The organism is Pseudomonas sp. LTGT-11-2Z (assembly GCF_003691445.1).
Classification (GTDB): Bacteria; Pseudomonadota; Gammaproteobacteria; order Pseudomonadales; family Pseudomonadaceae; genus Aquipseudomonas; species Aquipseudomonas monteilii.
This window is the reverse complement of record NZ_CP033104.1, coordinates 2,665,910-2,682,374: the sequence shown is the minus strand read 5'-3', so window position 1 is coordinate 2,682,374 and position 16,465 is coordinate 2,665,910. Positions and strand designations below refer to the sequence as shown.

The window sequence follows — 16,465 nt, the reverse complement described above, 5'->3', positions numbered from 1 at the left end:
TCGCGCGCAGCTCGGCCTTGTGCTTTCTGAAACATTTGCTTGCATTTAAAGCGGCAGGTTTTCGATTCTCATTCGTCCTTATCAGTACAGCCCTCTTTGGTTGGGCACACGCTCGACCACCCATTGCAGAAGACCGTCTGATGGCCAAATCACCGAAAAAATCCAAATCCAGGCTGTGGTTCCTGGTGCATAGCTGGCTCGCCTTGCCGATCTGGTTCTTTGTGCTGATCGTGTGCTTCACCGGCATGCTCGCCGTGGTCAGCCAGGAAATCGTCTGGCTGGCCAACCCGGATGTCCGCGCGAGCAAGCCCGACGGTGATGCCGAGCGCCTGAGCTTCCAGCAGGTACTGGACGCCATGCGCAAAGCCGAGCCAGACATGTTCGTGGAGTCGCTCAGGCAGCCCGACGGCTCGCACTTTGCCCTGCTGGCCGATGTCACGTACCCCGACGGCACCAGCCCGACGCTGTACGTCAACCCCTACACCGGCGTCATCCAGGGCAAGTCCCCTGACTTCAACTTCGAAGCCTTTACCCGTGCATTGCACGGCTGGTGGCTGGTGCCGTTCACCAATGGTTTCAGCTGGGGCTGGTACCTGGTTTCGCTTCTCGGCCTGCCCATGCTGGCCTCTCTGGTCACCGGGCTGGTGGTGTACAAGAAGTTCTGGAAAGGCTTCTTCAAACCGGTGCGCACCGGGCACGGCTCACGCATCTTCTGGGGCGACCTGCATCGCCTGGCGGGGGTGTGGTCGATCTGGTTCATCGCGGTCATTTCCATCACCGGCACCTGGTTCCTGATCCAGGCACTGCTTTCAGACAACCACATCACTATTTCCAGCCGGCCTATCGTGCCGGTGATCGCCCGTGAAGATGTGCCGCAAATGCCGGATGGCACCCCTGCCCCGCGCATTGACCTTGATGAGGCGGCACGTATCGCCGGCCTGGCGATTCCAGGCCTGGACATTACCTTCATTTCGTTGCCGGCGACCGCCTACAGCCACGTTTCCATGGGCGGGCGCGGCTGGTATCCGCTGATGTTCCAGAGTGCAGCGGTCAACCCTTACACAAGCAACGTCGACAGCCAGTTCCTGCTCAGCGACCGCTCCACGCTGGAATTCGTCACCGAGTCCATGCGCCCCTTGCACACCGGTGACTTTGGCGGTTTGCCCATCAAGCTGATCTGGTTCTTCTTCGGCCTGGTACTCACCTTGATGGTGCTCAGCGGCTTGCTGATCTGGACCAAGCGTACCGCCCAGGCCACCGCAGCCGCCCTCAAGCGCAGCGACCGTGCTCCCCGTGCCGCACGCCGCCAGACCACACTGGAGACCCAACCATGAGCCACGCCCAGGCCGTGCCCGCCAGCCCGCTGAAGCAGTGGTGGCTGAAGTGGCGCTTTCATCTGAACATCCTGCTGATCCTCGTCCCGCTGGGCTTCATGCCCAAGTATTTCAGCGACGCCAAGCTGTTTCGTGGTGACGCGGGCCTGGGGGCGAACGTGGTCAGTGGCATCCAGGCCGGCCCTTACACGCTGGACTTGGCTGAATTGCGTGACGAAGCGCCACGCGAAGACGGCCCCGCCGGCCACTTCAAGTCCTTCAGCGCGTCCCTGTGCAAAGCCTGCATGAAAGACGTCAAGGCCGTTTACCTGCGCATCGGCAAACCCCGCAGCCTGCGCGCTGCCGGCACCATCTTCTTTGGCGCCCCCTACCGCATGGGCACCAACCTGCCCATCCCGCCGCGTACCAAACCCGACGCGCAAATCTGGATCACCCTGGAAGGTTGGGACGGCAGCATGCACCAGGCATCCGTCCCCCTGGCCAAGGCATCGCCTGCCACCGTGGCCTGGCTCGAGAAACAAGGAGGCAAGAAATGAAACACCTGATGCGCACCCTCGCCCTGCCCTTGCTGGTACTGGCCGCTGGCCCTGCCCTGGCACACAACCCGATGTGCGAATGCGAAGAACTGGCCAGCGGCCAGGTCAAATGCACCGGTGGCTTCTCGGACGGCAGCGGTGCCGCTGGGGTGACCCTGGACGTGATCGGCTATGACGAGCAAGTACTGGTCGGCGGCAAGCTGGGCGACGACTCCACGCTCACCTTCAAGCGCCCGGAAGGCGAATTCTACGTGCTGTTCGATGCCGGCCCCGGGCACGTGGTGGAAGTCGACTACGCCGATATCGCCCAGCCATGAGCCGCGCTCAAGTGATTCACCCGGCCGGCGCCGGGCACGAAACCCTGTACGTGCTGCTGGCCAGCCTGCTGATCGTGGTGCTCGCCGCCAGTGTGGTGCTGTTGCGTGGCGAGCGCGAAGACGAACAGGCCATCGCCAGCCACCAGATTGACGCCCGCCGCGACCTCACCGCTGCCGAGCAAGGCCTGTACACCGACTTGCGGGTGGCCTTCGACGAGATCCAGGCGCTGCGTGAAGAAAACGCCGCCGTGCCGAGCGTGCAGGCACTGGCCGAAGAAGGCCTGCCGCCATTCGTGGTGGATGCCGGCAGCCAGAGCCGTGGCAGTCATCAGTGGTCGTGGCTGGAATCCGGCGCCTACCTGGGCCGCAGTCAGGCCCCTGAAGTCGCCGGCAGCCTGCTGCTGATCCTGCCGACGGACAGCACCGGCCAAGCCGATGTCTGGTTGCGCCGCGACAGCGCTGCCGTCTTCCCGGACGATCTCGGCCAGGCGGCCTTGATCGCTGCGGGCTGGCAACAGGTGGTCAGCCACTACGACGCCGGGGTTACCCGCGAACACCGTCACTGAACCCAAGGACTCCCGCCCATGTTCCGCTCCGCCCTCGCCCTGCTCCTGGCCTTTGCCCTGCCGGCACTGGCCCTGGCCGATAACGGCAAGCCGCTGCGTATTGGTATCACCCTGCACCCCTACTACAGCTATGTGACCAACATCGTCGGCGACAAGGCCGAAGTGGTGCCGCTGATTCCCGCGGGCTTCAACCCGCATGCCTACGAGCCACGGGCCGAGGACATCAAGCGCATCGGCACGCTGGACGTGGTGGTGCTCAACGGCGTCGGCCATGACGACTTCGCCGACCGCATGATCGCCGCCAGCGAAAAGCCCGGCATCGCCACCATCGAGGCCAACCAGAACGTGCCGTTGCTGGCGGCCACGGGCATTGCAGCGCGCGGCGCCGGCAAGGTGGTCAACCCGCACACCTTCCTGTCGATCAGCACCACCATCGCCCAGGTCAACAACATCGCCCGCGAACTGGGCAAGCTCGACCCGGACAACGCCAAGTTGTACACGCAAAACGCCCGTGCCTACGCCAAGCGCCTGCGCACCCTGCGTGCCGAGGCGCTGGCCAAGGTAACCGCAGCACCCAGCGCCACCTTTCGGGTTGCCACCATCCATGCTGCCTACGACTACCTGGTGCGCGACTTCGGCCTGGAGGTGACCGCCGTGGTCGAACCGGCCCACGGCATCGAGCCCAGCCCGGCCCAGCTGAAAAAGACCATCGACCAGCTCAAAGCCCTGCATGTGAAGGTGATCTTCTCGGAAATGGACTTCCCGTCCGCCTATGTCGAAACCATCCAGCGTGAATCCGGCGTGCGCCTGTACCCGCTGACGCACATTTCCTACGGTGAATACACCAAAGAGAAGTACGAAGTGGAGATGAAGCGCAACCTCGACACCGTGGTGCGCGCCATCCAGGAGAACTGCGCATGACCGCCGCCGCCAACCTGGTGAAGGCCTGTGGGCCACGCATCGAGTTCGCCGACGTCGACCTCACCCTGGGCCGCACCCGCATCCTTGAACACGTCAGTTTTGGCGTTGCTGCTGGCAGCGTGCATGCCATCGTCGGCCCCAACGGCGGTGGCAAGAGTTCGCTGATCAAGACCCTGCTCGGGCAAATGCCACACCAGGGCCAGCTGACCCTGCATTGGCCAGGCGAGCGCGAGGTGATCGGTTATGTGCCGCAAGCGCTGGAGTTTGACCGTGGGTTGCCAATGACCGTTGATGACTTCATGGCTGCCATGTGCCAGCGGCGCCCGGCTTTTCTCGGCTTGTCGCGCCGCGTGCAGCCGGCCATCGATGCGGCCTTGGCGCGGGTCGGCATGCTCGACAAGCGCAAACGGCGCATGGGCGCATTGTCTGGTGGCGAACGCCAGCGTGTGCTGTTGGCCCAAGGTCTGATCCCCGAGCCGCAGTTGCTGGTATTGGACGAGCCCATGTCGGCCCTCGATGAAGCCGGTATCCAGGTGTTCGAGCAGTTACTGCAGGGCTGGCGCCAGGCCGGCACCACGGTGCTGTGGATAGAACACGACCTGGAGGCCGTGCTGCGCCTGGCCGACCGGGTCACTGGCCTGAGCCGCCAGGTGCTGTTCGATGCCCCACCGGCCCAGGCCCTCACACCAGAGCGCCTGCTTGGCCTGTTCTCTGTTCACCCGCGTAGCGAGAGCCTTGCCTCATGAGTTTTGAAGCATTTCGCCAACTGGTCCAGGACTGGGCCACGGCTGGTTACTTGCCTGAGGCACTGGCCTACGGCTTCGTGGTCAATGCCTTGCTGGCTGGCCTGATGATTGGCCCGGTACTGGGCGGCCTGGGCACCCTGGTGGTGGTCAAGCGCTTTGCGTTCTTTTCCGAAGCCGTGGGCCATGCTGCACTGACCGGGGTAGCCATCGGCATCCTGCTCGGTGAGCCCTACACCGGCCCTTATGGCAGCCTGTTCGGCTACTGCCTGCTGTTCGGCATCTTGCTCAACTTCCTGCGCAACCGCACGGGTCTTTCACCGGACACGCTGATCGGCGTGTTCCTGTCGGTGTCGCTGGCGCTGGGTGCCAGCCTGCTGCTGATGCTGGCCGGCAAGATCAATGTGCACATCCTCGAAAACGTGCTGTTCGGCTCGGTGCTGACCGTCAGCGGCCAGGACCTGGTGGTGCTGGGTATCGTCGCGGTGCTGGTGCTGGCCCTGGCTGTGCCACTGTACAACCGCATCATGCTGGCCAGTTTCAACCCGCAACTGGCAGCCGTGCGCGGGGTGGCGGTGAAAACCCTGGATTACCTGTTCGTGGTGCTGGTAACCCTTGTAACCGTGGCTGCCGTGAAGGTAATCGGCGCCATCCTGGTCGGAGCACTGCTGGTCATCCCCGCTGCGGCTGCACGCCTGGTCAGCCAGTCGCTCAAGGGGTTCTTCTTCGTCTCGGTACTGATCGCCACCTTGAGCACCCTGCTTGGCATTCTGCTGCCAATCGTCTTCGACCTGCCCGTGCCGTCGGGCGCCGCGATCATCCTGGTCGCCGGCATCTGCTTTGCCCTGGCCGCCCTGGCCCGCGCCCTCGTCCCACGCCTGCAAGGAAACCCGGCATGAACCTGAAACGCCTGACTCTGGCACTGGCCTTGGCCGGCCTGCCGTCGCTGTCTTTTGCCACGCAAGTGCTGACCACCCTGCCCATCACCCACAGCCTGGCCAGCGCCCTGCTCGACGGCACGGCGGTGCAACTCAAACGTGCGGCACCGGCCAACCTGCCGGCCAGCCGCCAGCCGTCGTATTTCAGCTCGCGCGGTGGCCCCAGCCTGGAGAAAGCCGCACAGCAGGCCGACGCGGTGATCGGTGTACGCTCGATCTGGCGTGACGACCCGCTGTACCCGATGGCCCGACGCAGCAACATCCGCATCGTCGAAATCGATGCCGCACGGCCGGTGGATGGCGCGCTGCCCGGCATTGCGGTCACAGGTGACGATGCCTACGGCGCCTACCCCTGGCTCAACCCGACCAACCTCGGGCGCATGGCCGATGTGGTGGCCAATGATCTGGAGCGGCTGGCACCGGATGACAAAGCGAAGATCCAGGGCAACCTGGCAGGGCTCAAGCGTCAGTTGCTTGAATTATCGGCCAGCAGCCAGACACGTCTGGCCAAGGTCGACAACCTGACGGTGGTGAGCTTGTCCGGGCGGTTGGGTTACCTGGCCAGCGGCTTGAACCTGGATGTGGTAGAGCAGCCGCTGCCGACCGAATGGGACGCTGCCGCGCTCAAGGCGCTGGAGGAAAACCTGAAAGCGCAGGATGTGGCACTGGTGCTGGACCATCGGCAGCCGGACGCGGCGGTAGCCGAGGTGATCAAGGCAGCCGGGGCGAAACTGGTGGTGGTGGAGAGCGACCCTGAGGATGCGTTTGCCGGGTTGAAGGCCAGCGTCGACCAAGTGGTTGGGGCCTTGGGCGAAAGCTGATGTTGCCTGTACCGGCTACCGCTTCATGCACCGCTGGTAGCGCTCATCCACCCGCCCGGCAAACCACGCCGTGGTCAGCTTTCGGGTGATCTTCGGGCTCTTCAGCTCGATCCCCGGCAGCACCGCCCGTGGCACCGGCTTGCCAGCCTTGGCATCTGCCAAGGCAAACACCCCGCTGTACAGCTTGCCGTCCTCGAACGCCAAACTGTCGCCCTCCTCCAGCTGGCTGTGAATCTGCGGGTTGCGCAGCCCCAGCTTCCCGCCCAGCTTGCGCGCGGCCAGTTCGGTGGCCCCGGGCATGATCGCACCCGGCGCAATCAGGTCGCCATCCAAGGCAAGCGTCACACCAGTCGCCTTGTTCAGTGCGGCCTGGAATGCGGCGTTGCGGCTGGCGTACCAACCAGCATTGAAATCGGCAAAGCGGTACAGCTGGCGCTCGTAGTTGACCGGGTAGCCCAACAGGTGGGCAATACCGAAGTACATGCCGCCGCGCCGGCTGAATACCTCCTGGCGAATGCTGCCATCGTGGCTGTAGGGGTAACCCTGCGCATGCTTTTCGGCAAAGTCGATGCTGACCTGCATCGGCCCGCCGGTGTGCACCGGATTGAGCCCGCCCAGTAACGTCTTGCCCAGTGGCACGCGGGCAATGACCTCGTCGTACAGCTCACTCAATTGCTTCTCGCTGCGCACCGCCTGCAAGCGCTGCTGGTAGCTCTGGCCGTTGCCCGAAGGCGTCTTCAGCGCACCGTCAACCAACAGCCTGGGGATATGCAGACGTGCCGCACGCCGGTCGATTTCCTCGCGGGCGATCCGCCCCAGGTTGGGTACCTGCGGGTCGGCGCTGAAAGTGGATTCCTGTTCAGTCACGGCCAGCACCGCGCACAGGTTGCTTTTGCTTGGGGTAATGCGCTGGGTTTCGAACGCCACCTGAATGTCCCTGGCCCAGCCCTCGCGGTCCTTGGTCTGGGCCGGCAATAGCCGCAACAGTTGCGCACGGACCTTGGCCGGGTCCGCCTCGGGTGCTTCGTCACGGTGCCCGACGCAGCCTTGCAGCAGCGCCAACGCCATCAACCCGACAGCCAGTAACCGGCCGTTCAGGGCTGTTCACCGACCAGCAGTGCGGCCTTGTGTGGATCGATCAACATTGTCTGCCCCTTGCCTGGAAAAAGGCCTAGCCTCCCTCAGGCAAGAGGTGGCGTCAATCAGGCAGACAGCCGAAGCGGCTGCAATGATCCGGTCAGCGCATCGAGCACGGCGTTTTCGTGCTCATGGATGAAGAAGTGGCCACCCGGGAACATCAGCAGCGAGAAGTCACCCTGGGTTTCCTTGCGCCAGGCCTGCAACTGCTCTTCGCTGGCCCGATCGTCCACGCCGCCCAGCACGTGCAGCGGGCACTGCAGGGCCGGCCGCTGACGGTAGGCGTAAGTGCCACAGAGCAGAAAATCCGCGCGCAAGGTCGGCAAGGTCAGGCTCATCAGTTCGGCGTTGGCCAGCACTTCTTCAGGCGTGCCCTGAAGCTCGCGCAACTCGCTGATCAGCTCGGCGTCGCTTTTGGGCTCGCGCCAGTCTTTGCCATCGTAATCCTCGCGCCGGGTTGGCGCTGCGGTACCGCAGGCAAACAGTGCCAGTGGTGACGGGCAGCCCAGCGCCTGCAGTTCATGGGCCAGCTCGAAGGCCAGCAACGCCCCCAGGCTATGGCCGAGCAACGCATAGGGCCCATTGGCCGCCAGGCGTTGCTCGGCGGCCAGTTGCCGGGCCAGCGCCTGCATGTCGGTGTGCAACGGCTCGGCCATGCGTGCGCCACGCCCGGGCAGCTCTACCGGGCGCACCTGCAGCCACGCCGGCAGCTTGCGCCGCCAGCGGCTGTAGACCATGGCGCTGGCCCCAGAATACGGCAGGCACAGCAGGTTCAGTGCGGTCACTGGGCGGCGGCTTCGGCCATTTTCTGGCGCAGGCTCAGTGGGCGCATGTCGGTCCAGACCTCATCGATATAGGCCAGGCATTCCTTCTTCAGGCCGCTCTTGCCCACGGCACGCCAACCGTTGGGGATGGCCTTGTAGTCGGGCCAGATCGAGTATTGCTCTTCGTGGTTGACCACTACCTGGAACTGGATATCGTCGCGGTCGAATACGGAAGTCATTGCCTGTCTCCTTGAATGATGAATGCCGCTATGCGCGTGGCGCAGGGGGGCTTTCAAGTAGACGTAACCGGCCGCTGAAAAATTAACGTTTCAGGCATCACGCAACAGGTCGTGTGCATCGAGCAGGCGGAACGCCACCTGCGGATTACGCTCCAGCCCGCGCCGGATGGCCGCCGGGATCGATTGCCGGGTCCTGCGGCACAATCCTGGCTGGTCATCCAGCTCGATGACAATGCCGCGCATGGTGCGCACTTCGTTGAACCCGGGGGCGATGTGCACGCGGATGCCGAGATTGTCGTACATCCGTTGCTGCAGGCGTTGCAGGTCCTCCAGGTCCTTGAGGTTTTCCAGGCGTTCGAGCAGGCGTTTCTCTTCCTGACGGGTCAGTAGCAGGATGCGCTGTGCGGCCTGCGGATGCTCGCCCAGATGTTCGCGGCCGCAGTCGCAGGCACCAGGGGGGCATGGTTGGCGCAAGGGGGGTGGTGTGGTCATGGTGCAAGCATAGCCCTACAAAGCGCCCTCAAAAAACTTTCCTGTCAGGATAAAAAATTTCACAAACCCCCTAGACCGACACCCCTCACTTCGCCTATAAATCGCCTAAAGGAAATTTATATTCCTATCAAGAAACACCCTTCGCCTGCTCGCGAAGCTTCTTTTGCCCTTGTGCCCGATCTGCCCCACCCCCTCACGAGGCCTATCCGACATGCACCCCGCTCCCGATCACTTCATCCTGCGCGTCAGTTGCCCGGCCGTGTCCGGCATCGTCGCTGCGGTGACCACCTACCTGGCCGAGCACGGTTGCTACATCAGCGAGATGGCGCAGTTCGACGACGAGGACAATGGGCGCTTTTTCATGCGCGCAGTGTTCCGCTACAACACCGGTACCACAGGAGACACACCGCAGTTGGAGGCGGGCTTTGCCGACGTGGCCCAACGCTTCGACATGCAGTGGAGCCTGCACAGCAGCGCCCGGCCGATGCGCGTGCTGCTGATGGTGAGCAAGTTCGACCACTGCCTGTCCGACCTGCTGTACCGGCATGCCAAGGGCGAGCTCGACATGCAGATCACCGCCGTGGTGTCCAACCACCTGGACCTGCGCCCCATGGCCGAGCGCCAGGGCATCCGTTTCGTCTACCTGCCCGTTACCAAGGAAACCAAGGCCGAACAGGAAGCCGCACTGTTGCGCATTGTCGAAGACACCGGCACTGAGCTCGTGGTGCTGGCGCGCTACATGCAAATTCTGTCCGACGACCTGTGCCGCCAACTGTCAGGCCGGGCGATCAACATCCATCACTCGTTCCTGCCCGGCTTCAAAGGTGCCAAGCCCTACCACCAGGCCTACCAGCGCGGGGTCAAGCTGATCGGCGCCACCGCCCACTACGTGACCAGCGACCTGGACGAAGGCCCGATCATCGAGCAGGAAGTGCAGCGCGTGGACCACGCCTATGCCCCGGACGACCTGGTGGCCATCGGCCGCGACACCGAAACCATTGCCCTGTCCCGCGCGGTGAAGTACCACCTTGAGCACCGGGTGTTCCTTAACCACGACCGCACGGTGATCTTCAAATGAACGCCATTCCCAGCGTCAAGCTGATCGACGGCAAGGCCACTGCCGCGCGTGTACTGGCCGAGGTGTGCGAGCAGGTGCAGGAGCTGCGTCAGGGCGGCGTGCAACCGGGCTTGGCTGTGGTGCTGGTGGGCGCCGATGCCGCCAGCCAGGTGTACGTGCGCAATAAAGTGCTGCGCGCCGACGAAGTAGGCATCCGCTCGCTGGAGCATCGCCTGCCCGCCGACACCACCCAGGGCGAACTGCTGACCCTGATCGATCGCCTGAACCGCGATACCGAGGTGAACGGCATCCTCGTGCAACTGCCGCTGCCCGCGCACATCGACGCGCACCGCGTGCTGCAGGCCATCAACCCGCTGAAAGACGTGGACGGTTTCCACAGCGAAAACGTCGGTGGCCTGGCCCAGGGCCGCGATGTGCTCACCCCGTGCACACCCAGCGGCTGCATGCGACTGCTGCGTGACACCTGTGGCGAACTGCGCGGCAAGCACGCGGTGGTGGTGGGCCGCTCGAACATCGTCGGCAAACCCATGGCTGCCCTGCTGCTGCAGGCCGACTGCACAGTGACGGTGGTGCATTCGCGCAGCCACGACCTGCCGGCGCTGTGCCGCCAGGCCGACATTCTGGTGGCAGCCGTAGGCAAACCGCGCTTGATCGGTGCCGACTGGCTGAAACCAGGCGCAGTGGTGATCGACGTCGGTATCAACCGCATCGATGAAGGCGGCCACAGCCGCCTGGTCGGCGATGTCGACTTCGCTGCCGCCCTGCCCCAGGTGGCCGGCATTACCCCGGTGCCCGGTGGCGTCGGCCCGATGACCATCGCCTATTTGATGAAAAACACCCTGCTCGCCCTCGACCTGCAGCAACAGGCCGCCCACCAGGAGCGCACCGTATGCCTTTCGCCCTGCTGAAATACGGCCTGAGCGCCGACTACCCGGTGGAGGTCGACCTGCCGCCACCGTGCGAACTCAAACCAGGCTATGACGTGGTGATCATCGGCGGCGGCGGCCACGGCCTGGCCATCGCCTACTACCTGGCCAAGTATCACGGCATCACCAATGTCGCCGTGCTGGAAAAGGCCTACCTGGGCGGCGGCAATACCGCGCGCAACACGGCGGTAATCCGCTCCAACTACCTCACCAGCGAGGGCGTGCGCTTTTATGCAGAATCGGTGCGCATGTTCCAGAACCTGTCGAACGAGTTCGACTTCAACATCATGTATTCCGAGCGCGGCCAGCTCACCCTGGCGCACACCGACGCTACCGTGCGCGCCTTCCGCCAGCGCGCCGAGGTCAACAAGCACTTCGGCGGTCGTACCGAAATGATCGACCGCCAACAGATTCGTGAACTGGTGCCCAGCCTCAACCTCGACCCCGGTCACTTGCCGGTGCTGGCGGGCCTATGGCACTTCGACGGCGCTACCGCACGCCACGACGCGGTGGCCTGGGGCTACGCCAAGCAGGCGGCTAAGCGCGGCGTGGAAATCCACCAGTTGACCGAAGTGCAGGACCTGCTGATTCGCAATGGCCGCATCGAAGCGGTGAAGACCAACCGTGGCACCGTGCAGTGCGGCTGCGTGGTCCAGGCCGTGGCCGGTGCCAGTTCGGTGCTGATGGCCAAGGCCGGTATTCGCGCGCCGATCCACACCTACCCGTTGCAAGCCATGGTCACCCAGCCGTTCAAACCGTTCCTCGACCCGCTGGTCAGTTCGTCGGCGCTGCATTGTTATGTACAGCAGACCAGCCGTGGCGAGATCGTCTTCGGCGGTGGCTCCGACCCGTACCCGCTGTACAACACCCGCTCCACCCTCGACCTCAAGGAAAGCCTGCTGGCCCACGCCATCGAGATGTTCCCGTTCATGGCCAACGCCAAGCTGATGCGCCAGTGGGCCGGGATGACCGACATGACCCCGGACTACAGCCCGATCATGGGCCTGTCGCCGGTCGACAACTACTACCTGGACGCCGGTTGGGGCACCTGGGGTTTCAAGGCCACGCCCATCTGCGGCAAGACCATGGCCGAGCTTGTCGCCAGCGGCGGCAAAGTACCCGAAATGATCGCGCCCTTCGCCCTGGAGCGCTTCAGCCGCTTCCAGCAAGTGAACGAAATGGGCGCCACGGCGGCCAGCCATTAGGAGCACACGACGATGAAGATCCTGACCTGCCCCTTGAACGGCCCGCGCAACATCAGCGAGTTCACCTACGGCGGCGAGTTCAAGCACATGCCCGACCCGGCCAGTTGCAGCGATGCCGAGTGGGCCGACTATGTGTTCAACACCGACAACCTGGCCGGGGTGGTGACCGAGTGGTGGCTGCACAACGCCTCCAGCTACTGGTTCCTGGCCGAGCGTCACACAGTAAGCGACCAGGTGCTGCGCACCTTCGACCCGAAAGCACTGTTCGACCGTCGCGTCGACTTCACCCCCGCCGCCAGCCCGGAGATTACCGGATGAACAGCCACACTCGCCTCCCCGCGCCCATGGGCCTGCTGATCGACCGCGAGCGGCCCGTGCGCTTCCAGTTCGACGGCCAGGCCTGCGAGGGCTTTGCCGGTGACACCATTGCCAGCGCCCTGCTCGGCAATGGCCGCTGGCTGCTGTCGCGCTCGTTCAAATACCATCGCCCACGCGGCCCGCTGAGCATGGCCGGGCAGGATGCCAACACGTTGGTGCAGTTGCCTGAAGAACCCAACGTACTGGCCGACCTGGAGGCCGTCCGCGAAGGCCAGGTGGTCGAAGGGCAGAACTTCAACGGCAGCCTGCAGCATGACCGCGACGCCTACCTGGGCAAGTTCTCGCGCTTCATGCCGGTGGGCTTCTACTACCGCTCGTTCTACAAGCCCAAGGGCATGTGGAAAGTGTGGGAGCCGCTGATCCGCAAGAAAGCCGGCCTGGGCGTGCTCGACCTGGGTTTCAAACCGCACTACTACGACAAAGCCTATCTGTTCGTTGACGTGGCCGTTATCGGCGCCGGCCCTGCTGGCCTGCGTGCGGCCCTGGACGCAGCCAACGCCGGGGCCAAAGTGCTGCTGATCGAACAACAACCGGTGCTTGGCGGCTCGCTCACCTACGCCCGCTTCGACATCGCCGGCACCCGCGCCGCCAGCCTGCGTCAAGAGCTGCTGGCCGCCGTCGAGGGCCACCCGAACATTCAGGTGCTGCTGGAGGCTACCTGCAACGGCTGGTTCACCGACAACTACCTGCCGATAATCCAGCACAAGCGTCTGTACAAGGTGCGCGCCACCCGTTGCCTGGTGGCAGCCGGCTCGTTCGACCAGCCGGTGGTGTTTCGCAACAACGACCTGCCGGGCGTGATGCTGACCAGCGCTGCCCAGCGGCTGATGAAACTGTACGCGGTCAAACCGGGCCAGCGCGCGGTCATCCTCACCGGCCACGATGACGGCTACCTCGCCGCCCTCGACCTGCAGGAGCAAGGCGTGGCCGTAGGCGCCGTGGTCGACATGCGCGCCGCGCCGGCCGATGCCGCACTGGCTGCCGAGCTGAAGCGCCGCGATATTCCCGTACACCTGGGCAGCACCGTGTATGAAGCCCTGCATGAAGCGGGCATGCGCCATGTCAGTGGCGTGGACATTCGCCCGATCACCGGCCAGGGCAAGGTCGGCCCGCACGGGCTGCGCCTGGCGTGCGACCTGCTGTGCATGTCGGCGGGCTACATGCCGGTATACCAGTTGCTGTGCCAAGCCGGTGGCAAGCTGGCCTATGACGTCAACCGCGACGAATTCGCCATCAGCCATTTGCCGGCCGGGCTGGATATCGCCGGCTCCGTGAACGGCCGCCACGCGCTGGCCAACGTGCTGGCCGATACCACACGCGGGGCCGCCGACGCAGTGACAGCGCTGGGCCTGCAAGCACCAGCCCTGTCGGCGTTCGGCGCCGAAGCCAAGGTCAACTTCCCTTGGCCGATCTTCCCCCACCCCAAAGGCAAAGATTTCGTCGACTTCGACGAAGACCTGCAAGTGCGCGACATCGTCAACGCTACCCGCAGCGGCTACCGTGACGTGCAACTGGTCAAGCGTTTTTCCACGGTCGGCATGGGCCCTTCCCAGGGCCGCCACTCGGCGCTGCCCACGGCGCGCCTGGTGGCCCAGGCCACCGGCCGCAGCATCAGCGAGACCGGAGTGACTACCGCCCGCCCACCGTTCCAGGCAGAAAAGCTGGCACATGTCGCCGGCCGTGCCTTCGACCCCTATCGGCAAACGCCCATGCACCGCCGTCACCTGCAAGCCGGGGCGAAGATGATGCCGGCCGGTATCTGGCAGCGCCCGGCTTATTACGGCAAACCCGAAGACCGCGAGCGCTGCATGCAGGAAGAAGCCCGCCATGTGCGCGAGAAGGTCGGCCTGATCGACGTGTCCACACTGGGTGGCCTGGACGTACGCGGCCCGGACGCCGCCGAGCTGCTGGAACGCCTGTACACCTTCGGCTTTGCCAAACTGGCCATCGGTCGCACCCGCTACGCGCTGATGACCAACGAACACGGTGTGGTGATCGACGATGGCGTTTGTGCGCGCCTGGGCGAGCAGCACTTTTATGTCACCGCCACCACCAGCGGCGTCGACCGCATCTACCAGCAGATGCTGAAGTGGAATGCGCAGTGGCGCCTGGACGTGGACATCACCAACGTCACCGCCGCCCTGGCTGCCGTCAACTTGGCCGGGCCGCTATCGCGCCAGGTGCTGGCCAAGGTGTGTGACGATGTCGAGCTTTCGGCCGAGGCCTTCCCGTACCTGGGCGTACGGCAGGGCAAGGTGGCCGGCATCCCGGCGCGCATCCTGCGGGTCGGTTTCGTCGGTGAGCTGGGCTATGAAGTGCATGTGCCGGCGCGCCATGCCGAGCGCCTGTGGGACGCCCTGATGCAGGCCGGCGCGGGCCTGGGCATTCGCCCGTTTGGCGTCGAGACCCAACGCCTGCTACGCCTGGAAAAAGGCCATGTGATCATCAGCCAGGACACCGACGGCATGACCCACCCCGCAGAAATCGACATGCAGTGGGCCATTGGCCGCAAGAAGCCGTTCTTCGTCGGCAAGCGCTCCATCGAAATCCTCGAAGCACAGCCGCTCAAGCGCAAGCTGGTCGGCTTCACCCTGCCCAAAGGCAGCACGCAGCCGCTGGAGGGCCACTTGGTGCTGGACGGACCGGACATCAGCGGCAACGTCACCTCCTGCGAGTATTCGCAAACCCTGGGGCAGATCATCGGCCTGGCCTATGCCGGCGCCCACCAGGCCACCCCCGGCATGCACATCCCGATCCGCGTGGAGGGCGGCGCGATGGTGCATGCCAAGGTAGTGCAACTGCCGTTCCACGACCCCGACAACCTGCGCCAGGAGCTCTGAACCATGACCCGTTTGCAAGCCAAAGCGTTTATCCCTCGCAGCCCGCGGGCCGAGCTGTTGCACGCCTGCGCGTTGACCGACCTGACCGAGGTGGCGCGGGCCGGCTTTCGCGGCCTCGACAGCGCCGCCTACCTGCAACAACGTGGCTACCGATTACCGCAGCAGCCGAACCAGGCCGTGCGCCAGGACGACGGCGGCTGGGTAGCGCGGTTGTCACAGACCGAGTACCTGCTGCTGGGCAGCCTGGCTGACGAAGGCACGCGAGTGGCCGCCACAGAGGCCGAGTGGGCGCAGGATGCCCAGCGTAACTACCTGCTGCCGCGCCAGGACAGCCATGCCTGGTTGCAGCTGTCGGGGGCGCATGGCAGTACGGTCATGGCCAAGTTGTGCGGAGTCGACCTGCGTTTGCAGGCATTTCCCATCGGTGCCGTGGCGCAAACCTCTGCGGCGCGGATCAATGTGATCGTGGTGAATGTGGGGAGTGATGAACAGCCGGCCTTGCAGTTGTTGTTCGATCGGGCGTCGTTAGCGTACTTCCGTGAGGCGGTGCTGGATGCGATGGATGAGTTCGATGGCGGGTTGGTCGAGTTGGGCGCATTACTGGGTTGATAGCAGTCTGACCCAGTAGCCCTGCAGAATTGTACGAAAATTTATTTTGTATAGCTTTACACAGCGACCTGCACTATACCTTGTACAACAACTTAGTTTTGTACAGGTATTGTGCATGTCCACCTACCTCCAGTACTTCGCCGAACGCTTTGCCACGCTCAATTCGCATAACCTCGACCTGTTGAACGACCTGTACAGCGAGGATGTCGCGTTCCGCGACCCACTGCACCAGCTTACTGGCCTTCGCGCATTGCGGGCCTACTTCGCCCAGCTGTACGCGAAGGTGCCTGACGTGCATTACCGGTTCGAAGGCACCGACGAACTGGCGCCGGGCCATGGCTACATCCGCTGGACCCTGCACTATCGCCACCCGCAGCTTGCCCGTGGACAACTGATCAGCCTGCAAGGTTGCAGCCACCTGCGCTGGCAGGAGCGGGTGCACTTTCACCAGGATTACTTCGATGCCGGCGCCCTGCTTTACGAGCATGTGCCCGTCATGGGCAGCGCGATTCGCTGGCTCAAAGGCAGGCTGGCATGAGCCGCTGCTGGCTCACCGGCGCCAGCAGCGGCATCGGCGCGGCACTGGCGTTGCACTTGCTGGAGCAAGGCCGCCATCTGGCG

19 protein-coding genes and 1 pseudogene are annotated in these 16,465 nt (G+C 64.2%); 16 read left to right on the top strand and 4 right to left on the bottom strand.

Annotated features, from left to right (window positions below; genetic code table 11):
• Positions 1-140: 140 nt before the first annotated feature.
• Genes D8767_RS12565 through D8767_RS12530 form a run of 8 tightly spaced genes read left to right on the top strand, consistent with a single transcriptional unit; the run spans position 141 to position 6,176 of the window.
• Positions 141-1,334 (top strand): PepSY domain-containing protein, encoded by a 1,194-nt coding sequence (locus D8767_RS12565; RefSeq protein ID WP_016711147.1) that lies wholly within the window; start codon positions 141-143, stop codon positions 1,332-1,334.
• Positions 1,331-1,870, top strand: a complete 540-nt coding sequence (locus D8767_RS12560; protein WP_016711148.1) for a hypothetical protein — start codon at positions 1,331-1,333, stop codon at positions 1,868-1,870. The genes D8767_RS12565 and D8767_RS12560 overlap by 4 nt, the downstream gene beginning before the upstream one ends.
• Positions 1,867-2,187, top strand: coding sequence for a hypothetical protein (locus D8767_RS12555; RefSeq protein WP_016711149.1), 321 nt, complete (start codon positions 1,867-1,869; stop codon positions 2,185-2,187). Before D8767_RS12560 ends, D8767_RS12555 begins: the two co-directional genes overlap by 4 nt.
• Positions 2,184-2,753, top strand: coding sequence for a DUF6162 family protein (locus D8767_RS12550; protein ID WP_016711150.1), 570 nt, complete (start codon positions 2,184-2,186; stop codon positions 2,751-2,753). The genes D8767_RS12555 and D8767_RS12550 overlap by 4 nt, the downstream gene beginning before the upstream one ends.
• An 18-nt stretch (positions 2,754-2,771) precedes the next feature.
• On the top strand, positions 2,772-3,674 hold the full coding sequence (locus D8767_RS12545) for a metal ABC transporter substrate-binding protein (RefSeq protein ID WP_016711151.1): 903 nt from the start codon (positions 2,772-2,774) through the stop codon (positions 3,672-3,674).
• Positions 3,671-4,420, top strand: coding sequence for a metal ABC transporter ATP-binding protein (locus D8767_RS12540; RefSeq protein ID WP_016711152.1), 750 nt, complete (start codon positions 3,671-3,673; stop codon positions 4,418-4,420). The genes D8767_RS12545 and D8767_RS12540 overlap by 4 nt, the downstream gene beginning before the upstream one ends.
• Positions 4,417-5,316, top strand: coding sequence for a metal ABC transporter permease (locus D8767_RS12535; protein ID WP_016711153.1), 900 nt, complete (start codon positions 4,417-4,419; stop codon positions 5,314-5,316). The genes D8767_RS12540 and D8767_RS12535 overlap by 4 nt, the downstream gene beginning before the upstream one ends.
• A complete protein-coding gene (locus tag D8767_RS12530) occupies positions 5,313-6,176 on the top strand; it encodes a metal ABC transporter solute-binding protein, Zn/Mn family (protein WP_016711154.1) in 864 nt (287 codons plus the stop codon). Before D8767_RS12535 ends, D8767_RS12530 begins: the two co-directional genes overlap by 4 nt.
• A 15-nt stretch (positions 6,177-6,191) precedes the next feature.
• Here the strand turns inward: D8767_RS12530 and D8767_RS12525 are convergent, their stop codons facing one another.
• The 4 genes from D8767_RS12525 to D8767_RS12510 all read right to left on the bottom strand — a co-directional run bounded on the left by D8767_RS12525 (position 6,192) and on the right by D8767_RS12510 (position 8,808).
• Entirely contained in the window at positions 6,192-7,244 is a 1,053-nt protein-coding gene (locus D8767_RS12525; protein ID WP_016711155.1) for a DUF1615 domain-containing protein, read from the bottom strand.
• 134 nt (positions 7,245-7,378) lie between these two features.
• Positions 7,379-8,098 carry a thioesterase II family protein gene (locus D8767_RS12520; protein WP_016711156.1) on the bottom strand — a complete coding sequence of 240 codons (720 nt, stop codon included), beginning with the start codon at positions 8,096-8,098 and terminating at the stop codon, positions 7,379-7,381.
• On the bottom strand, positions 8,095-8,316 hold the full coding sequence (locus tag D8767_RS12515; RefSeq protein ID WP_016711157.1) for an MbtH family protein: 222 nt from the start codon (positions 8,314-8,316) through the stop codon (positions 8,095-8,097). The genes D8767_RS12520 and D8767_RS12515 overlap by 4 nt, the downstream gene beginning before the upstream one ends.
• Positions 8,317-8,406: 90 nt before the next feature.
• Positions 8,407-8,808, bottom strand: a complete 402-nt coding sequence (locus tag D8767_RS12510) for a hypothetical protein (RefSeq protein WP_016711158.1) — start codon at positions 8,806-8,808, stop codon at positions 8,407-8,409.
• Positions 8,809-9,019: 211 nt separating this feature from the next.
• On the opposite strand from D8767_RS12510, the gene purU reads away from it, so the two are divergent.
• From purU to D8767_RS12470, 8 genes and pseudogenes are all read left to right on the top strand, one after another.
• Complete coding sequence (gene purU, locus D8767_RS12505) at positions 9,020-9,886, top strand: formyltetrahydrofolate deformylase (RefSeq protein WP_016711159.1); 867 nt, start codon at positions 9,020-9,022, stop codon at positions 9,884-9,886.
• Complete coding sequence (folD, locus tag D8767_RS12500) at positions 9,883-10,794, top strand: bifunctional methylenetetrahydrofolate dehydrogenase/methenyltetrahydrofolate cyclohydrolase FolD (RefSeq protein ID WP_016711160.1); 912 nt, start codon at positions 9,883-9,885, stop codon at positions 10,792-10,794. The genes purU and folD overlap by 4 nt, the downstream gene beginning before the upstream one ends.
• Entirely contained in the window at positions 10,776-12,017 is a 1,242-nt protein-coding gene (locus D8767_RS12495; protein WP_016711161.1) for an FAD-dependent oxidoreductase, read from the top strand. Before folD ends, D8767_RS12495 begins: the two co-directional genes overlap by 19 nt.
• A gap of 12 nt (positions 12,018-12,029) precedes the next feature.
• Positions 12,030-12,335 (top strand): sarcosine oxidase subunit delta, encoded by a 306-nt coding sequence (locus tag D8767_RS12490; RefSeq protein WP_016711162.1) that lies wholly within the window; start codon positions 12,030-12,032, stop codon positions 12,333-12,335.
• Complete coding sequence (locus D8767_RS12485; protein WP_121757683.1) at positions 12,332-15,235, top strand: 2Fe-2S iron-sulfur cluster-binding protein; 2,904 nt, start codon at positions 12,332-12,334, stop codon at positions 15,233-15,235. Before D8767_RS12490 ends, D8767_RS12485 begins: the two co-directional genes overlap by 4 nt.
• Positions 15,236-15,238: 3 nt before the next feature.
• On the top strand, positions 15,239-15,844 hold the full coding sequence (locus D8767_RS12480; RefSeq protein WP_016711164.1) for a sarcosine oxidase: 606 nt from the start codon (positions 15,239-15,241) through the stop codon (positions 15,842-15,844).
• 115 nt (positions 15,845-15,959) lie between these two features.
• Positions 15,960-16,382 carry a nuclear transport factor 2 family protein gene (locus D8767_RS12475; protein WP_016711165.1) on the top strand — a complete coding sequence of 141 codons (423 nt, stop codon included), beginning with the start codon at positions 15,960-15,962 and terminating at the stop codon, positions 16,380-16,382.
• Positions 16,379-16,465, top strand: a pseudogene (locus D8767_RS12470) (short-chain dehydrogenase); the annotation flags it as partial. The gene D8767_RS12475 and the pseudogene D8767_RS12470, both read left to right, overlap by 4 nt.